Genomic DNA, 17,041 nt, shown 5'->3' with positions numbered 1-17,041 from the left:
GCTATCCTTTCAAGATGCTTGCCGCATCGGTATCAAGTGTTTTCAGGTTATGGTACAACTGCAGTATCAGCGCCAGGCCAACAGATACCTCTGCTGCCGCCATGGTAAGTATGAAAATGAACATGACCTGCCCGTCTGGTTGTGCCCATCGCATGCCAGCCACTATAAAGGCAAGTCCGGCGGAATTGAGCATGATCTCTACAGAGACGAGCATAAAAATGATGTTACGGCGAACCAGCACACCAATCAACCCGAGTGTGAAGAGGATACCGGCCAGCAGTAATCCTGCTTCTAATGAGACACTGTCCATCATGCGGCGCTTCTCCTTTCCAGAAAACGGTGCGTAACTTTCCTTTTCTGACGGCCCAGGTGATAAGCTCCCACAATGCCTGCCATTAGCAGCATGCCGCAGAGTTGAACACCCAGTATGTAAGGTCCGTAAAGTGCCAGCCCCACTAGCTTGGCATCCACCGGAATGGTGGCCGAAGCAGGCACCTCCATGGCTGTAAAAATATAAACCAGTTCAGCTAGCAAAACAGCGGAAAGCAAAGCTGGTCCAATCCAGATGGATGGTTTCATCCACTCTTTTTCATTCCTGATTGATTCTTCACTTAAGTTTAGCATCATGATGACGAAGATGATGAGTACCACAATGGCCCCAGCGTAAATGATTATCTCCAGCGCTGCCATAAAGGGGGCACCTAAGGTGAAGAAAACCACGGCAACAGCCAGAAAGGAAACCACAAGGTATAGCAGGGCATGAATCATGTTATACCTCGTGATGACCATGATGGTAGAGAGTATGGCTACGGCGCCAGCGATGTAAAATGTTAGTTCCATGGCGTTAGGGCATTAAACTTTTGATGTCTACTGGCGGTGTTTCATTTTCCGCTTCTCCTTTGTCTTTTCCGCCTATGGCCATACCCGCTACTTTATAGTAGTTGTAGCCATGGTACTTGCCCTGCCCGTTTATAAGCAGGTCTTTTTTCTCGTATACCAGGTTCTGGCGGTTATATTCTCCCATTTCAAAGTCCGGTATAAGTTGAATGGCATAAGTAGGACAGGCTTCTTCGCAATAGCCGCAGAAGATGCAGCGCGAGAAGTTAATGCGAAAGAACTCCGGGTAACGCCTTCCGGTCTCATCTTCTGTTGGCTGCAGTGAAATACAATCCACGGGGCAGGCGGCGGCGCATAGGTTGCAGGCAACGCAGCGCTCTCCGCCGTCCGGATCACGTGACAACACAATTCTGCCACGCCACCGCGTCGGGAGAATTGGTTTTTCCTCGGGGTAAAGTATGGTATCACGTTTATGAAAAGCATGTAAAAACGTGAGCCACATGGTTCGCAGTAAACTAAACATATTCCTGCTCCTTTCTTTATAATTTTTAATTGCCTCACCAGGGAGACAATTCTTCTTTTTTGTTATTCTTTAAGCCATTTCAGACCCTATCTATCGCTCCCTTTACTCTGCCAGCCACAGCACTACCCCGGCAGTTACCAAGAGGTTAAGAAGCGTGAGAGGGAGCAATATTTTCCAGCCATACTCCATCAATTGATCATACCGTGGGCGGGGCAGCGAAGCCCGCAAAAGGATAAAAATCATGAGAAAGAAGGCTACTTTCAGTATAAACCATACAATAGGTGGCAGAAAGTCCGGACCCAGCCATCCGCCGAAGTACAGGGTTACCACCATACAGGAGATGAGAGTAATACCTAAGTATTCCCCGATAAAGAACATCCCGAACTTCATGCCTGAGTACTCCGAATGAAAACCTGCGCTCAGTTCACTCTCAGCTTCCGGAATATCAAGAGGGAGGCGGTGTGTTTCTGCAATGCCTGCAATAAAGAAGATAATGAAGCCAAGTATCTGTGGAACCACAAACCAAAGCTCAGCCTGTGCCAGCACAATTTCCGTTAAATTAAAACTGCCGCTTAACAGCACGACACCCATAAGTGCCAGACCCATGAAAACCTCATACGAGATCATTTGTGCCGCACCGCGCATGGCGCCCAGCAGCGAATATTTGTTGTTTGAAGCCCAGCCGCCCAGAATAATGCTATAAGCACCCATAGAGGACATAGCCAGGAAGAACAGGAGACCAATGTTCAGGTCTGCTACCACAATTCCCGGAGCAAATGGTACCACTGCAAAAGCCATTAATACAGCAATCAGAACTACTGTGGGGGCAATAACAAATACCTTTTTGTCAGCAAACGGTGGAATCCAGTCCTGCTTGAAGAACAGTTTCAGAGAATCTGCCAATATGATCAGAAGCCCGAAAGGCCCTGCTCTGTTGGGACCATACCTGTCTTGCCAGAGTGCCAGCATACGGCGCTCTACCCATATAAGTCCGGCTGCTACGTTCAGCAGCACGAACAATACGCCTCCGATGATCAGGAGATAGGTTGAGGTTGCTTCTTCCATATCAGATCTTTATTTAAAATTGCCCAACCAGGTAGCTCAGCATAGGATATTCCCGGCAGCCCTACAGGTAAACCAGCCGCCCCCCGTGAAATAGATTTGCTCGTTTTAACTGGTAGACGGTAAACTTCTTCTCCAATCTTAAAGGTCAGGTGTTGCCCGTCCTCCACCTGCAGTTCCTGTGCATCGGCCAGGTTAATGGCTACATAAGGCTCCGGTGCGAGTTGTGCTATAGCAGGTGCTAAAGCACTTAGCTCATCTGAACCAAACGTATGGTATAAGGGCACCATGAAGAGATGTCCGTCGAGTGGCTGAAAATGTTCCGGAGCCTCACTAAAATGATTGCCCATGCTTGCTTCTGAAGGGTTTATCAGTCTTATTCCGGGATCGCCACCACGCAAAGGGCCACCGACTTCTATCTGGTATTTGTTTATTGCCTGTTGCGAATTCCAGCCCGGCGACCAGAAGAAAGGTATGATGGAGGAGGGAGCCTTGCCCCGGTACCCTTCCATGGTAAATGAAAGAGGCGAATCCGGATCTTCCTGAGGTTTTGGTTCACTTACATGGATGCCGGCATTCATGCTGGTGCGTCCGCTAAAACGGTGTGTTTCCCTCGGGATCTTTTGACCTGCAATTCTAAAATCTGCAGAGGGGGCAACCTGTTCTATTCCTTTAAAGGCAAGGTTGGCTACCACGATTGCAGGAATCAAATCATCAAAAGTGCTCCAGCCGCGCATGTGGTGATGTTCTACCGCCGCTCCCACCTGCATGATCCAGCGCCAGCTTTCCTGTAAGTCTTCGTTAGTGGGATATACCTGGTAAAAGCGCTGCGCACGTCCTTCATTATTCACCAGCGTACCATCGGACTCTGCAAAGGTACCCGCAGGTAATAGAATATTTGCTCTTTCAGTGGTAGGGGTATGTGAATGATCAAGTACAATAACCTGTTTACACGTATCAAAGAACTTCGCAACTACATCTGAGCCAGCTCTTCTATAAAGATCGTTTTCGAGGATGATGGCTGTGTCTGCTTCTCCATGTTCCACTACTGCAAATGCAGACTCTAACCTGTGTCCGCCCAGCATGTCAAGTCCCAGGCTGTTACACTCAGGGGCTGTGAGCATGATGCCTGCTTCTTTTCCTTTATTCTGTAAGGCCGTGGCTATGTTAGCCGCAGCTTTGATAATGCTTTCCCGACCTCCGTGGGTACCGGAAATGATTGCCGGACGCTTTGCTGTGAGCAAGGCATCAGCTATTTTTCTTGCTAACTCTTCCTCTTCCTTACCAAGATCATTCACAACAGAAGGTTCGCCAAGAATGATGTTGGCAACAGCAAAACCTAGTCTCGCTATTTCAGCAGGAGTGGCGTTATAGGTTTCAGTGGCAATGTCATCGAGCTTTGTTGGATGGAAGGTGGCAATGAAAAGAGGGCCTTTCTTATCCTGGATCAGTTCACGGGCAGCTGCATCCTGCCAGAGGGGTAGCTTTAATGCCGTCACATCCTCCAGGGGCTGTTGCCTCACAGCTTGTCGTACGGCAAGGGCCAGCATCGGTGCTGTATTGGTAAGGTCCTCACCCAGTACAAAGACAGCATCACAACTTTCTACTTCCCTTAAAGAAAGTACGTGTGCCTTTGTTTCCCGCAACACCCGTAGGTTAAACTCTACCAGGTCATGGTCCGGCTCAGAAACGCCCAGGTAAAAGTTGTCTTCGCCGACGAATGTTTTCAAGGCAAAGTTTGATTCCAGGGATGCCCGCGGTGAACCGATGCCAATCACTTTGCCGGAGGCGACGATGTTTGCTGCTTCCTGAAGGGCACGTTCTCTTGTTGTTGCCTCTGGCAATTGACTGCGTACCAAAGGCTTTTTTATTCTGGCTGCGCTGTTCACAAACTCATAGCCAAAACGACCCCGGTCACAAAGGAAGTAACCGTTTACCTCTCCGTTATAGCGCGTGGTAATGTTTCGTAATGTGCCGTAGCGCTCACCGGCTATGGTGTTACAGCCCAAACTACAGTGATGGCAAATAGAAGGTGCGGTTGTTAAGTCCCATTTACGGGTATAGTGCTGCTTTAAAGTTTTGTCAGTGAACACGCCGGTAGGGCATACTTCTGCCAAATTACCGCTAAACTCACTCTCCAAAACACCATCCTCGTGGCGCCCAAAGTACAGGTGGTTGTGAGCCCCAAAAACATCCAGATCTTTTCCTCCGGCGTAGTCTTTGTAATAGCGAACGCAACGGTAACACTGTATACAGCGGTTCATCTCGTGGTTCAGGAACGGACCCAGGTATTGGTTGCGGTAGGTGCGCTTCTCATAATGGTATTTCCGGTAGTTGTGGCCTGTCATTACCGTCATGTCCTGTAAATGGCAGGAGCCACCTTCGTCGCATATCGCACAATCGTGGGGGTGATTCGTCATCAGCCAGCCGATGACATTATTTCGGAAATCCTTTGCAGGAGGGTGCTGAATGGAGAGCCGCATACCGTCTCGTACTACCTCCATGCACGACATCATCAGCTTGCCTGTAGTGTCATTCTCATCCTTAAAGATGGAGACTGCACACTGACGGCAAGCCCCTACAGAACCCATTGCCGGGTGCCAGCAGAAGTAGGGGAGGTCCAGATCCAGACTCAAGCAGGTTTCCAGCAGGTTCTTGCCTGCAGCTACCTCATAGGATTTACCATCTATGTATATTGTTGCCATACGTTACCTCCACGGACATTTTTTTTCAGTTATGTGTCGTTCAAAATCAGCTCTGAAATACTTTAGTGCACTTTGCAGGGGCTCCATAGCACCTGGTGCCAAAGCACAGAAGGTATTGCCGGGGCCAAGGAACTGAGTATGAAAATCGAGAATATTCATATCTTCTGGGCGGCCTTCGCCTCTTTCCATTGCCCGTAACACTTTTTCTACCCAGGGGAGACCTTCCCGACATGGAGTACAGAAACCGCAGGATTCCTGCGCAAAGAAATGTTGCAGGTTGAGCACAAAGCCAACAGGGCATGTTTTATCATCCAGTATGATCATGGTACCGGTACCCATCCGACTACCTGCTTTGGTGACCGATGCATAATCCATCTTCACGTCGAGGTGCTCTTCCACCAAAAAGTCGGTAGATGCCCCACCGGGTAAAAGTCCTCTGAACTGTAAGCCATCTTTCATGCCGCCAGCGTACTCTTCCAAAAGTTCGCGAACCGTTACGCCCATAGGCAGTTCCCATGTTCCGGGCCTCTTTACTTTACCACTTACACCATAAAGCTTTGTGCCCGCATCTTCGGTTTTGCTGAGTCCCTTGAACCATTCGGCACCCTTGTTCACGATGTGAGGCAAACAGCAGAGTGTTTCCACGTTGTTGACAATGGTGGGCCTGCCATAGAGTCCGCTTACCTGCGGGAAAGGAGGCTTTGCTCTTGGGTTTGCTCTTTTACCTTCCAGCGCATTTAACAGGGCTGTCTCTTCCCCGCACATATACCTGCCAACGCCAGTGTGCAGGTGCATTTCCAGGTTAAAGCCTGTGCCCATAATATTTTTACCAAGGTAGCCGGCATCATAAGCCTCCTGAATGGCCTTGGTTACCTCATGTGCTGCCAGTTTGTAGGCCCAGCGGAGGAAAACATAAGAAATGTTTGCCTGTATGGCATAGGAGGCCACTATCATACCTTCGATGAGCTGATGCGGATTCCCTTCCAGCAGTACCCGGTCTTTGAAAGTGCCTGGTTCCATCTCATCGGCGTTAGCCACAAGGTATTTTGGACCAGGTACATCCATCGGAACAAAGCTCCATTTCATGCCTGTGCCAAATCCGGCGCCGCCGCGCCCCTTTAGGTTTGAGGCTTTTACCAGTTCAGTTACTTCTGCTGGTGTCATCTGTTTCAGGACTTTCCTTACAGACTGGTAGCCACCTACCTGCTCATACTCTTTTAAGCTGAGGGGCTGTCTGCCGGCTACGATATGTTGGGTCAGGGGCGTTTCCATGGTGCCATTGCTTTTTCAGGCGTATTTTTCAAGTAATGCGTTTATTTTGTCAGGTGTGACATCGTGGTATAAGTCATTGTCTACCATAAGGGCTGGGGCGTGGTCGCAACACCCAAGGCAAACATTGGGAAGTATGGTAAACTTCCCGTCCGGCGTGGTCTGTCCGTATTGTATTCCAAGCTTTTGCGTTAGGTGCTCTTTCAGGTTTTCGTAGCCCATTACCCAGCAACTGATGCTATCACATACCAGGATCACGTGCCTTCCAACAGGCTGCCGAAAAATGAGATTATAGAAGGTGGCTACGCTGTCCAGCTCAGCCGGAGACATCTCCATGTAATCCGCTACTGCCTTCAGCGTGTCGTCAGACACCCAGCCCCGTTGTTTCTGCACTACCTTAAGTGCTTCTATACAAGCCGCCTTCCGGACTGGCACGAGAGAAATCTCATGATCAATTTGTTGTATTTCCTCTGTTGTAAGCATAGTCAACACGTAAGTACAAGTTGTTTACTATAGTTGGGGGTACAAATGGCGCGTACTTTATACTGCGCCAACCTGTACCATATTATTCATTTTCAATCTCCGTTTACCTTACCGGTCAATATCAGCCAACACATAATCCATGGCTCCTAATATGGACAACATGTCGGCTACAGTGTAGCCTTTGCTGATGTAAGGCAGCATTTGCATGTGCGGGAAGGAGGGAGTCCGGATACGCACCCTGTAAGGGGAAGTATTCCCATCACTGGTCAGGTAGTAACCATTAGCACCTTTGGTAGCCTCAATGCAACTCATGGCCTCACCAGCCGGTATCACAGGTCCCCAGCTAACACCCAGGAAGTGCGTGATAAGGGTTTCTATGTCATGCATGGTGTGTTTCTTAACCGGAGGGGTTGTGAGCGGATGATCTGCTTTATAAGGTCCTGCAGGCATATTCTTCAGGCACTGTTCTATGATGCGCAGGCTCTGGCGCATTTCCTCCACGCGTACCACGGCCCGATCATAGCAGTCACCGTTTGTGGCAGTAGGAATGTCAAAGTCAAACATTTCATAGCCGGAGTAAGGGCGTTTTTTCCTGAAATCCCACTCCATGCCACAAGCCCGTAACCCAGGACCAGTAACACCCCATTCAATCGCTTCATCTAAAGTAAATATGCCAATACCTATGGTGCGTGCTTTGAACAGGCTGTTCTTCATTACCATACTGTCATACTCTTTCAGCCTCTTAGGAAAATAGTCTATAAAATCCTGCACCAGTTTCTCCCATCCTACTGGTAAGTCCTGGGCCACCCCACCAATCCTGAACCAGTTTGGGTGCATGCGTCCGCCACAGACAGCCTCTATTACATTGAACACGCGCTCTCGATCGGAGAACATGTAAAAAACAGGGGAAAGCTGCCCTAAATCCTGTGCAAAAGTGCCGTACCATACAAGATGGCTGGCGATGCGGAAGAACTCGCACAGCATTACACGGATTACTTTAACGCGCTCAGGTACTTCTATGCCTGCCAGTTTTTCGACAGAAAGGAGGTAGGCCAGGTTATTCATCACACCTCCCAAATAATCCACCCTGTCGGTATAAGGTATGTAGGTGTGCCAGGTCTGCCTTTCACCCATTTTCTCAGCACCACGATGGTGGAAACCTATATCCGGAATAGCGTCTACAATGTCTTCTCCATCTAGTTGAAGAATGATCCGGAGTACGCCATGCGTACCTGGATGCTGAGGCCCTATATTTAGAAACATAAAGTCGCTGTCCTCGCTCTGGCGCTCCAGTCCCCATTCCTCTGGTTTAAACTGCAGGGCAGCTTGCTCCAGGTCTATCTTGTCGTCGTATAGTTGGAAAGGCCCCATTTCAGTGGCCCTTGCCGGATGTTCCTTTCTTAGAGGGTGCCCTACCCAGGTGCGGGGCATCAGAATACGTGAAAGGTGCGGATGTCCGTCGAACTTGATCCCGAACATGTCATAGATTTCACGCTCATACCAGTTGGCGTTAACCCATACATTAGTTATGCTGGGTGCAGAAGGAAATTCATCTGCCAAGGCCACTTTTAACCTTATGAATTCATTTCTTTCAAAGGAAAACAGGTGGTAAACAAGTGTAAAGGCTGCAGAAGGATAGCCGTTATCTTTCTTGTTGCGGGTTCTTTCATCAATAGCAGCCAGATCGTAGAGCATCCGAAACGGTTTTTGAACAGATGACTTCAGGAAGGTGAGCACCTCCTTAAGTTTATTGCATGGCAGCCAAAGGGTGAGGATTTCATCCTTTGTGCTTTGCTGCGTAAACGTGTCTTCCCCAAACCGCGAATGCAGTTCGATAAGTGTGCTGCTACTATTTTCCATAAGGAGGAATGAAAAATGAATACCTATTTGTCGTTAACTCATTGTAAGCTAGTATTGTACTTTTGCGTGTTTACTATTTCAATCTAAAATTATATTTGTTATTACTTCAGGTTAGCAGCACTGGCTTTTGCCCGATTTTTATTCTATTGTCCAATCACAGGCAGTGATTATAAAAGCTATCGGAAGCGGCAGGAGTTAAGCCAGTTCTTTTTCCGCAACAGGCTCGGCTGTAGTTGGGTCAATAACTGCTTTTACCTCACTCACTGAGTTTGCCGGGAAACCACCCTGTTTTGCATGCTCTCTTACCATTTCTTCATTTGGCGCTATGTAAACGCAATAAACTTTGTCTCCTGTCACATAACTTTGTATCCACTGTATTTGAGGACCCATGTTATTTAGCACCCCACAGGAAGTTTGAGAAATGTTCTTTAGTTGTTCGGCCGTTAGTTTGCCAGCACCGGGAATTTCCCGCTCGATAACATATTTTGGCATATTGGTAAGATGTTAAAGTGGACGTTTTATTTTTAAGACTGCTATACTTCATCCGGCGACCGGAACTCTGTCATGGTGTCCCATCTTTCGCGCTTGCGAGCTTTTACTTCTATCTTCTCCGGCCTGATCACTCCTTGTTCACCAATCGTCCAAGTCAAAGGACGCTTTTCTTTGCCTACGCCTTCAGCCAAAAGCATTAAACCTTCCATAAAAGCGTCAGGTCGGGGAGGACAGCCCGGTACATAAACATCAACCGGTAAAAATTTATCAACCCCCTGCACCACACTGTAGATGTCGTACATCCCGCCTGAGTTAGCACAGGAACCCATAGAGATAACCCATTTCGGTTCCATCATCTGTTCGTGTAATCTCTTTATGATAGGAGCCATTTTGATAAAAACCGTTCCAGCTATGATCATAACGTCTGCCTCGCGTGGAGTGCCCCTAATTACTTCCGCCCCAAAACGGGCTACATCATATTTAGGCGTCATGCTTGTGGCCATCTCTACAAAGCAGCAGGATAAGCCAAAGTGAAAAGGCCACATGGAGTTTTTGCGGCCCCAGGCCAGCAGGTCCTGAACCGTACTTAGCATAATGCTTTGCTGCACAGCCTCTTCGTAGGAACCGGTGCCTTTTATTGTATTAGCAGGGGCGTCTGGTTTACTTAGCCACCATTTCATAGGCTATTAGATATTAAGTTGCTTACTTATCCCGGATCACTCGTCTGGGCATTTACAATTCCAACTGAGCTGTTCTTTTTAATCAGCCCTGGGATTCTGATACAGTTTCTTATAAGCTTTCAGTATCTTCTTGCCGTCAGGACCAAAGTCTAAGGCGCCATTCCGCCATTCATACACCAGAACAACAAGGAGAAGGCCAATAAACACTACAACTCCTATGTACCCGTACCAGCCCAGTTCGCGAAAAGCTATAGCCCAGGATAATATAAAGACCGTCTCTACGTCGAAGATCACAAACAGCATTGCCACTAAATAGAATTGAGAAGAGAAGCGCAGGCGGGCGGAACCAGCGCTTAAGATACCGCCTTCGTAGGGTTGACCCGTCGCACGTTCATTCGTCCGTTGACCCAGCACATATGATAACCCAAGTATGAGCACAACAAGGCTCAGTACAATGGCGCCATATACGACCAAGGGCCATAAGAGCACACTATTTTCGTTTGAAGCATACATAGACACTCCGCCTCCGTGCGAATATTAATTCGATGAAAAACAAAAAGTAAGGTATTCCTTTCAGGCCCGTTTAGCTCGTTTAGCTATCAGGATCCGGTAATGTAATGCTCGAGATTCTCGATAATGAATTTTTGCTCGTCGATAATATATTTTACAATGTCGCCGATGGAGATTATCCCGATTAGGTTATTGCCTTCGAAGACTGGTAAGTGGCGTATGTATTTGGAGGTCATGAGCGCCATGCATTCTTCCATGGTCGTATCCGGGGTGACAGTTACCGGCCGCTCACTCATTATTTCTCTGATCTGTGTTTCTTTGGAAGCCTTGCCTCTTAAAATTACTTTCCTGGCATAATCCGTTTCAGTGAAAATGCCAACAAACTTTCCATTATCCAGCACAAGAAGAGCACCTATGTTTTCTTCAACCATTTTCTCTAATGCGCTGAAGACAGTATCGTTGGGGCTGACAGAGAAAATTTTGTTTCCTTTTGTTTGGAGTATGTTTCTTACTGTTCCCATGTCAACCTCCTGTTAATGAGTAAATAATGAGTTTCAAAAATTTATTGTGTATACGATGGTTTGAAAAAAAAGGCAAAAAAATAGAAGAAATATACTTTTTATAAGCTATAAATGACCCTTATAAAGTGTAATTAGCGTTAGTCTTTGATAAATAAGTGGTTATAGCTAAAGTCAAGGCAGCAGAACGGAAATATTGGTAAGCATCAAATTTTATTAAAGAGTAAGATTTACCTAGTTAAAACTTGATCAGAATAAGGCTATTTAAGTACACAAAAGAACAATAAAAGATACCACTATGGAAAAGACTTCTCTACCTCCAGGTTTCCAGGACATGTTAGGCTTCGGTTTGGTAGAAGCACTGCTGGGGCGCCGTTCACGCCGTTTTTTTATGGGAGCTGAAATCCCGGATGGAGTCTTTGCGCATAAATCAGGGCATGAAGTGGTTCCGTTATCAGAGTTGGAGAAGTTGTTAGTTGTAACAGCATGCGGAGGGAATACCGGCTGGAACCATCTGATATACCGGGGACAACGCTATGCACCACACCTCTCAAACTACGCGGCGGCGGCAGGAGGACGAACTTTTCCGTCGGCTGCAGGCTTTCATACCAGCAAAACCTTTTTTACAGACGATGATGGTGTTTATTTGCTTGAAAACCGGGATGCACCAGCATCGGCAGAAAGAGCTGACGACGGTTCTTTGGATCTAGATGCTGTTGTAGACGCTCTAAAGGGCAGTGTCAGAAAGATACAGAATGGCAGACTAAAGCTACCTTCTGAGGTTCCGTATGTTGAGGCGCATAACACGTGGGTAGCAAATAAACCGGGAACTTTACTGGTTATTCCCGTAGCGGACCTGGCGCAACACGTGTTGCTTGCTATCTGCTACATGCTGCAAAACGGATTAGTATTAACCGATGATATAAATAAGCGTCCGATACCTGGTATTGAGAAATATAAGGACATAGTGGACACCACTAATACCTGGAACATCTCCTTTGTAGAGCAGTTGAGTTTAGCTGAAGTAACTGCAGAGCTTTCAACAGGTTGCTATGCCGGCACACTTATGTTACAGGCGATGGGTTTAGGGGGTTGGATGTATAATGGCATTGATTTATTTTGCCTACTGGGGGCGAGCGGCAACCCTGAAGTCCCTGGACTTGGCTTCAGGTATGACACTAATGAGAACTGGCCCTATCCTAACCCAACCGGGCTGGAAGGGGTGATGGAAGGCTTTTGCCCACCACACTATCCTGACATGCGCGCAGCTGTGGAGGCAGTGTGCGACAGAAAGTTTGGCTCCGGAGGCCCGTTTAACGAAGCAACGCCAGGGCCCTGGAAAGAAACTTCTAAAGTAAGGGGAGCCGCCCAGGTGCACGATGAGCGCTTTAGGGAATGCGTTGCTATGCAGGCCCAATACCTGTATGATACATTTGGTAAATTCCCCGCAACTGTTCCCTCCATCTTTACGCTTTTGTACCTGCAGGCCCACCACCTGGACCTGGACTTTTATGATAAGTTCTATAAACCTGGCTCCTATCTTAGAACCCATGCTCATCACATGGAGAAATGGCATTGAGCAAAAGGGCTGAGATTTGTTGCTTTAGTGCGCAACACCTGCTGCAGGAATAAACCTTACCCGATTTATTCCGCGTAAGGGTAGGGTATGCGCAGAGTTACACAATGGCTTGAAAATGCTAGCGGAGTTACCGCGGAGTTTTATGAGCACCTGCTTTTAACATTAGCCGTAGTGGCAGGGCTCTGGCTACTGAGTACTCTTATTCTGGCTGTTGCTTTCAAGCGTGAAAAAGACATTATAAAAAAGTACCAGTGGCGAAAGTTTACAAACTATATCATTACGGGTATTGGCATTATACTGCTGGTAAACGTATGGTTTGGCGGATTACGATCTATCGCAACCTTTTTGGGTCTGCTATCCGCCGGACTAGTACTGGCGCTACGGGAGCCAGTGCTGAATATGGCAGGCTGGTTTCTTATCATCTGGAAAAGACCTTTCCGGATAGGAGACAGAGTACAGATAGGAACCTATGCTGGAGATGTAATAGACATAAGGCTTTTCCAGTTTTCCTTAAATGAGATCAGGGGGTGGGTAGACGCAGATCAACCCACAGGGCGTGTTATCAATGTTCCGAACGGACGGCTATTCTCAGAACCGCAGGCTAACTATAACTATGGCTTTCCTTTTATTTGGAATGAAGTTTCTGTTACCATTACTTTCGAAAGTAACTGGAACCGGGCTAAAGCGATGCTTGCTGAGGTTGTGAACCGCCACACAGAAAAGTTGTCTGAACAGGCCTTACAGCAGGTAAAGCAAAGATCGCAGCAGCACCTTATCTTTTATGAAAACTTTGACCCGCAGGTGTATACCGATGTTCGTGAAAATGGGGTAAGACTAACTATGCGGTACTTATGTAGTATCATGCGCCGCAGGCAAAGTGAGCATGACATCTGGGAAGATGTATTAGCTGCTTTTGCAACAACTTCCGACATACATTTTGCTTACCCCACTACACGATTCTACCATTCTTCTGAGGGGCAGGAGATGCAGCGGCCAGGAACAGTCACTTAAAGGCTATTGCCTGTAGATTTTGCCGTCTTTCATAACTAGTTTTACTTTCTTCACCAGTGCAATGTCTTCAGCGGGGTTTCCCTCCACAGCTACCAGATCAGCCAGCAAACCTGGTTTTACCCTCCCTATTTTGTCTGCGACCTTAAAGACATCTGCATTTACAGAAGTGGCGGCTTGCAATACCTCCACAGGCTTCATACCGTATTCTGCCATCATAATCATCTCTCGTGCATTATCACCGTGCGTGAAAACACCTGCATCACCTCCCATACAAATTTTTACACCAGCTTCGAGGGCTGCGGCAAAACTCTTTCGCTTTTCCCGGATGCGGTCTGGTTCAGCCTCTGATCCCTTGTTCCAGCCTCTGTATTGCGCTATGGCATCACCTGCGGCCAGGGTAGGGCATAGGGCTACGTTGTGTTTCTTCATAAGGCGGTAAATCTCCGGTGTGGCATTATCGCCATGCTCGATAGTTGCCACACCTGCCAGTGTAGCCCTGCGCATACCTTCCGGCGTAGAAGCATGTGCAACCACTGGTCTGCCGCTGCTGTTTGCCACTTCTACGATTGTCTTTAATTCTTCCAGTGTAAACGTAGGTTGTGCTTCACCATTTGCACCCCAACGGTAATCTGCATATACTTTGATGATATCGGCGCCTTTTCCTATTTGTGTTCGAACTTCACGAATGAGGTTGTCGGTTCCATCTGCCACAGCTGCTCCTGTAGGAGTTTCAATCTCATAACTTAATTCCTTTGGTCCGTAGCTACCCGATGCAACAATCGCCCTCGTAGCAACTAGCATACGCGGACCTATTATTACCCCTTTTTCAATTGCTTGCTTGAGCCCTACATCATCATAGCCAGCACCCTCAGTCCCAAGGTCCCGCACAGTGGTAAAGCCAGCCATCAATGTTGCACGGGCATGATTGGTAGCTCTGGCGATACGCTCAACGCTGGATTCCTTCAGCACCTGGTCATTCCAGGGCGTTTCATTATAGGGATGGAGAAAGAGGTGGCTATGGCCTTCTATAAGCCCGGGCATCAGGGTGGTGCCTTTCAGGTTAACTATAACTGCAGTTGGAGGTACGTTTTTAAGTATACCCACACTTTCTATCCTATCATTGTGTACCAACACCTGCCAGCCCTCCTGCATCTTTTCACCATCAAAAACTCTGTCCGGCTTAAGGAGGAAATAAGTGCTTTTACCTGTTTTCTGGGAAAAGCCCCATTGAGCAAGGAAAAAGGCGAGTAACAGTAAAAATGTTTTGTGGTAATGCATTTTCTGATAAGTTTGTCTAAATTTAAAGTAAAAGAAATTACTAAAAATACTAAAGCCAAAGACTCCTTTGCTCTGTGTAGTTTGATTTTTCTTTTTGGAAGTAGCGCAAAAAAATTAAAACAATCATTTAGCCATGAATGAATTTTTACAGGCAGCAATAGATGAAGCAAAAAAGGGTTATGCAGAAGGTGGTATCCCCATCGGTTCTGTGTTAGTTCATAAAGGTAAAATCATTGGCCGTGGTCATAACAAACGGGTACAGGAGGGAAGTGTTGTTTTGCACGGAGAGATGGATGCTCTTGAAAATGCAGGACGTCAGCCGGCTGCTGTATATCGTGAGTGTACCATCTATACTACTCTGTCGCCTTGCTCCATGTGCTCCGGCACTATACTACTTTATGGTATACCTAAAGTGGTAATCGGAGAAAACAAAACATTTATGGGTGAGGAAGAACTACTTCGTACAAAAGGAGTAGAGGTAGTGGTTGCAGATGATAAGGAGTGTTATCAATTAATGCAAAAGTTTATACAGGAGAAACCTGAACTATGGAATGAAGACATTGGTGTGTAATACGCTAGAAAACACATTTCTGCTACTTCTGTTTTAGTTTAGCAAGATGACAAAAAAGGGCCGCTAAAATTTAGCGGCCCTTTTTTTGTGTTATTGTAATCTATCCTCTTACTACTACTTTAATCAACATTCCCTGTTCCACACGGTCCTGTAAGTTCATGCCATTGAGAATAGCCATTTCCTCTAGTCTTTCATTGCTTACATTATAGGATTGTAGCGCCCTTGCAAGGGTAGTGGTTTGCTTAACAGGTTTTATCTGTATGCGTTCTGGTTTTCTGTTTAGCTTTTCGGGATCTGTTAGCGTACTGAAGCTTTGCATAACATTTAGGAACAGGTTTGCATACTCATTGAATCTTGCAGCCGAAGTGATTCCCATCATGCTGTATATGTTACCCCCGTATTGGATCAGGTATGTCATCGTTCGGATTGTTCCCTGTTGTTGTTGCTGGTCTGCTATTACGGCCAATGCTGGCAAACCATTCACTGTTACATCTTTGCTTTCCACAGGCTCTAGCTTATACTTCTGCATTACCTGCTGAGCGGCTTCCTGCAGGTTTGCTCCGGGTACCAGCGTCAGCGTCATCATGGCTTTTCCATCTTTATCTGCCATGCTAACCTGCTGCGGTGTATTCTGGAAAGCCCAGTTAACAGGAGTCTGGAATTTAAACTTCAGCACTGGATGATAGAAAATATTATTTTCATGGAAGCCTTGCTTTGGATCTTCTCCGAAAATCATCCCGTCTATCATTTTCAGGTATGAGTTACGGCCTACTTCAGGAGTGACGAGCCCTAACTTTTGTTTCCACTCTTCTGCTAACTCCGTAACTCTTACCAAACGGTCTTCCGGAGACGGGTGAGTTGATAAAAACGTTGGAACAGGTTGTGCTCCCGCTTCTGCACTTGTTCTTTGTAATGTCAAAAAGAACTCTGCCATTTCCTGTGCGTCATAACCAATCTTAGTAGAATATTCGACACCAAGCCTGTCTGACTCTCGTTCTGCCTCACGTCCAAACTTCAGGAACAGGATACCTACGCCTTGCTGGGCAATATCTGCAAATTGTGCAAACTCAGGGGAAACTACCATTCCTACGATCAGCCCCAGTTGTGCCAGCATAGCCTTGCTTTGTTGCTGAACAGAGTGACGGGCGGTTATATGTCCTATTTCATGACCTAGAACCCCAGCAAACTCGGCTTCATTATTAAAATAAGCCATGATACCGCGGGTGAAATATACATATCCACCAGGTACAGCAAAGGCATTTATTACCGGTGAGTCAACAATTTTAAAGCTATAGTTCAGATTGCTTCGGTGCGAGATCGCTGCCATTTTCTGTCCTTTTGCTTCGATGAAGCGCTGAAGCGTAGGATCTTCATAGAGTCCGAAATGTGCCACAATTTCAGGATCTGCCTGCTGCCCCATGGCAATTTCCTGTTCTTCAGACACGAAGGATACCTCCCGCTTACCTGTTACCGGATTTTTGGAACAGGAATTAAATACTGTCATTACACCTGCCATTAAGCAGGCAATCATATATTTTTTCATAATTTAATCGATTAGTACATCAGCTATTCTACTATTTCTACAAATCTCAGAAAAGCTATATTACATTAGCAACGTCTGGAATGGGTATAGGTTGCAAATAGAAGTTAGTGGAGGTTTTTA

Annotated in this window: 17 protein-coding genes; 3 read left to right on the top strand and 14 right to left on the bottom strand. The window is 46.8% G+C overall.

The genetic code is table 11. The features are described 5' to 3' along the window. Position 1 precedes the first annotated feature (1 nt). The 12 genes from nuoK to ACFSRY_RS00745 form a co-directional block, all read right to left on the bottom strand. A complete protein-coding gene (gene nuoK, locus ACFSRY_RS00800) occupies positions 2 to 313 on the bottom strand; it encodes an NADH-quinone oxidoreductase subunit NuoK (RefSeq protein ID WP_449301362.1) in 312 nt (103 codons plus the stop codon). Beyond that, a complete protein-coding gene (gene nuoJ / locus ACFSRY_RS00795; RefSeq protein ID WP_377502383.1) occupies positions 310 to 840 on the bottom strand; it encodes an NADH-quinone oxidoreductase subunit J in 531 nt (176 codons plus the stop codon). The genes nuoK and nuoJ overlap by 4 nt, the downstream gene beginning before the upstream one ends. A 4-nt stretch (positions 841 to 844) precedes the next feature. After that, positions 845 to 1,360 carry an NADH-quinone oxidoreductase subunit NuoI gene (gene nuoI / locus ACFSRY_RS00790; RefSeq protein ID WP_377502380.1) on the bottom strand — a complete coding sequence of 172 codons (516 nt, stop codon included), beginning with the start codon at positions 1,358 to 1,360 and terminating at the stop codon, positions 845 to 847. Between the two features lie 102 nt (positions 1,361 to 1,462). Then, positions 1,463 to 2,425 (bottom strand): NADH-quinone oxidoreductase subunit NuoH, encoded by a 963-nt coding sequence (nuoH, locus tag ACFSRY_RS00785; protein ID WP_377502377.1) that lies wholly within the window; start codon positions 2,423 to 2,425, stop codon positions 1,463 to 1,465. Beyond that, positions 2,395 to 5,127, bottom strand: a complete 2,733-nt coding sequence (nuoG, locus tag ACFSRY_RS00780) for an NADH-quinone oxidoreductase subunit NuoG (protein ID WP_377502374.1) — start codon at positions 5,125 to 5,127, stop codon at positions 2,395 to 2,397. The genes nuoH and nuoG overlap by 31 nt, the downstream gene beginning before the upstream one ends. Positions 5,128 to 5,130: 3 nt before the next feature. After that, on the bottom strand, positions 5,131 to 6,399 hold the full coding sequence (gene nuoF, locus ACFSRY_RS00775) for an NADH-quinone oxidoreductase subunit NuoF (protein WP_377502371.1): 1,269 nt from the start codon (positions 6,397 to 6,399) through the stop codon (positions 5,131 to 5,133). 15 nt (positions 6,400 to 6,414) lie between these two features. Then, a complete protein-coding gene (gene nuoE / locus ACFSRY_RS00770) occupies positions 6,415 to 6,879 on the bottom strand; it encodes an NADH-quinone oxidoreductase subunit NuoE (protein WP_377502368.1) in 465 nt (154 codons plus the stop codon). Between the two features lie 108 nt (positions 6,880 to 6,987). Next, complete coding sequence (gene nuoC / locus ACFSRY_RS00765; protein ID WP_377502365.1) at positions 6,988 to 8,739, bottom strand: NADH-quinone oxidoreductase subunit C/D; 1,752 nt, start codon at positions 8,737 to 8,739, stop codon at positions 6,988 to 6,990. A 195-nt stretch (positions 8,740 to 8,934) separates the two neighbouring features. Continuing rightward, entirely contained in the window at positions 8,935 to 9,231 is a 297-nt protein-coding gene (locus ACFSRY_RS00760) for a DUF4242 domain-containing protein (RefSeq protein ID WP_377502362.1), read from the bottom strand. Between the two features lie 41 nt (positions 9,232 to 9,272). Further along, entirely contained in the window at positions 9,273 to 9,911 is a 639-nt protein-coding gene (locus ACFSRY_RS00755) for an NADH-quinone oxidoreductase subunit B (RefSeq protein WP_377502359.1), read from the bottom strand. Between the two features lie 78 nt (positions 9,912 to 9,989). Continuing rightward, positions 9,990 to 10,400 (bottom strand): NADH-quinone oxidoreductase subunit A, encoded by a 411-nt coding sequence (locus ACFSRY_RS00750; protein ID WP_377502356.1) that lies wholly within the window; start codon positions 10,398 to 10,400, stop codon positions 9,990 to 9,992. Positions 10,401 to 10,510: 110 nt separating this feature from the next. Continuing rightward, positions 10,511 to 10,942: a CBS domain-containing protein gene (locus ACFSRY_RS00745; protein WP_377502353.1), complete on the bottom strand. Its 432-nt coding sequence runs from the start codon at positions 10,940 to 10,942 to the stop codon at positions 10,511 to 10,513. A gap of 295 nt (positions 10,943 to 11,237) precedes the next feature. Here ACFSRY_RS00745 and ACFSRY_RS00740 point away from each other — a divergent pair, with 295 nt between their 5' ends. Both ACFSRY_RS00740 and ACFSRY_RS00735 read left to right on the top strand, forming a co-directional pair. Further along, a complete protein-coding gene (locus tag ACFSRY_RS00740) occupies positions 11,238 to 12,518 on the top strand; it encodes a hypothetical protein (protein WP_377502350.1) in 1,281 nt (426 codons plus the stop codon). Positions 12,519 to 12,605: 87 nt separating this feature from the next. Beyond that, complete coding sequence (locus ACFSRY_RS00735; RefSeq protein ID WP_377502347.1) at positions 12,606 to 13,529, top strand: mechanosensitive ion channel family protein; 924 nt, start codon at positions 12,606 to 12,608, stop codon at positions 13,527 to 13,529. 3 nt (positions 13,530 to 13,532) lie between these two features. Here the strand turns inward: ACFSRY_RS00735 and ACFSRY_RS00730 are convergent, their stop codons facing one another. Further along, positions 13,533 to 14,807, bottom strand: a complete 1,275-nt coding sequence (locus tag ACFSRY_RS00730) for a metal-dependent hydrolase family protein (protein ID WP_377502344.1) — start codon at positions 14,805 to 14,807, stop codon at positions 13,533 to 13,535. A 133-nt stretch (positions 14,808 to 14,940) separates the two neighbouring features. Here ACFSRY_RS00730 and ACFSRY_RS00725 point away from each other — a divergent pair, with 133 nt between their 5' ends. Continuing rightward, a complete protein-coding gene (locus ACFSRY_RS00725) occupies positions 14,941 to 15,378 on the top strand; it encodes a nucleoside deaminase (protein WP_377502341.1) in 438 nt (145 codons plus the stop codon). 100 nt (positions 15,379 to 15,478) lie between these two features. Here ACFSRY_RS00725 and ACFSRY_RS00720 read toward each other — a convergent pair whose 3' ends face one another. Continuing rightward, positions 15,479 to 16,921 carry a M48 family metalloprotease gene (locus ACFSRY_RS00720; RefSeq protein ID WP_377502338.1) on the bottom strand — a complete coding sequence of 481 codons (1,443 nt, stop codon included), beginning with the start codon at positions 16,919 to 16,921 and terminating at the stop codon, positions 15,479 to 15,481. Positions 16,922 to 17,041 lie beyond the last annotated feature (120 nt).

It is taken from the genome of Pontibacter locisalis, assembly GCF_042684605.1.
GTDB lineage: Bacteria > Bacteroidota > Bacteroidia > Cytophagales > Hymenobacteraceae > Pontibacter > Pontibacter locisalis.
The sequence above is the reverse complement of the archived record's forward strand: the minus strand, read 5'-3'. Positions and strand labels throughout refer to the sequence as shown.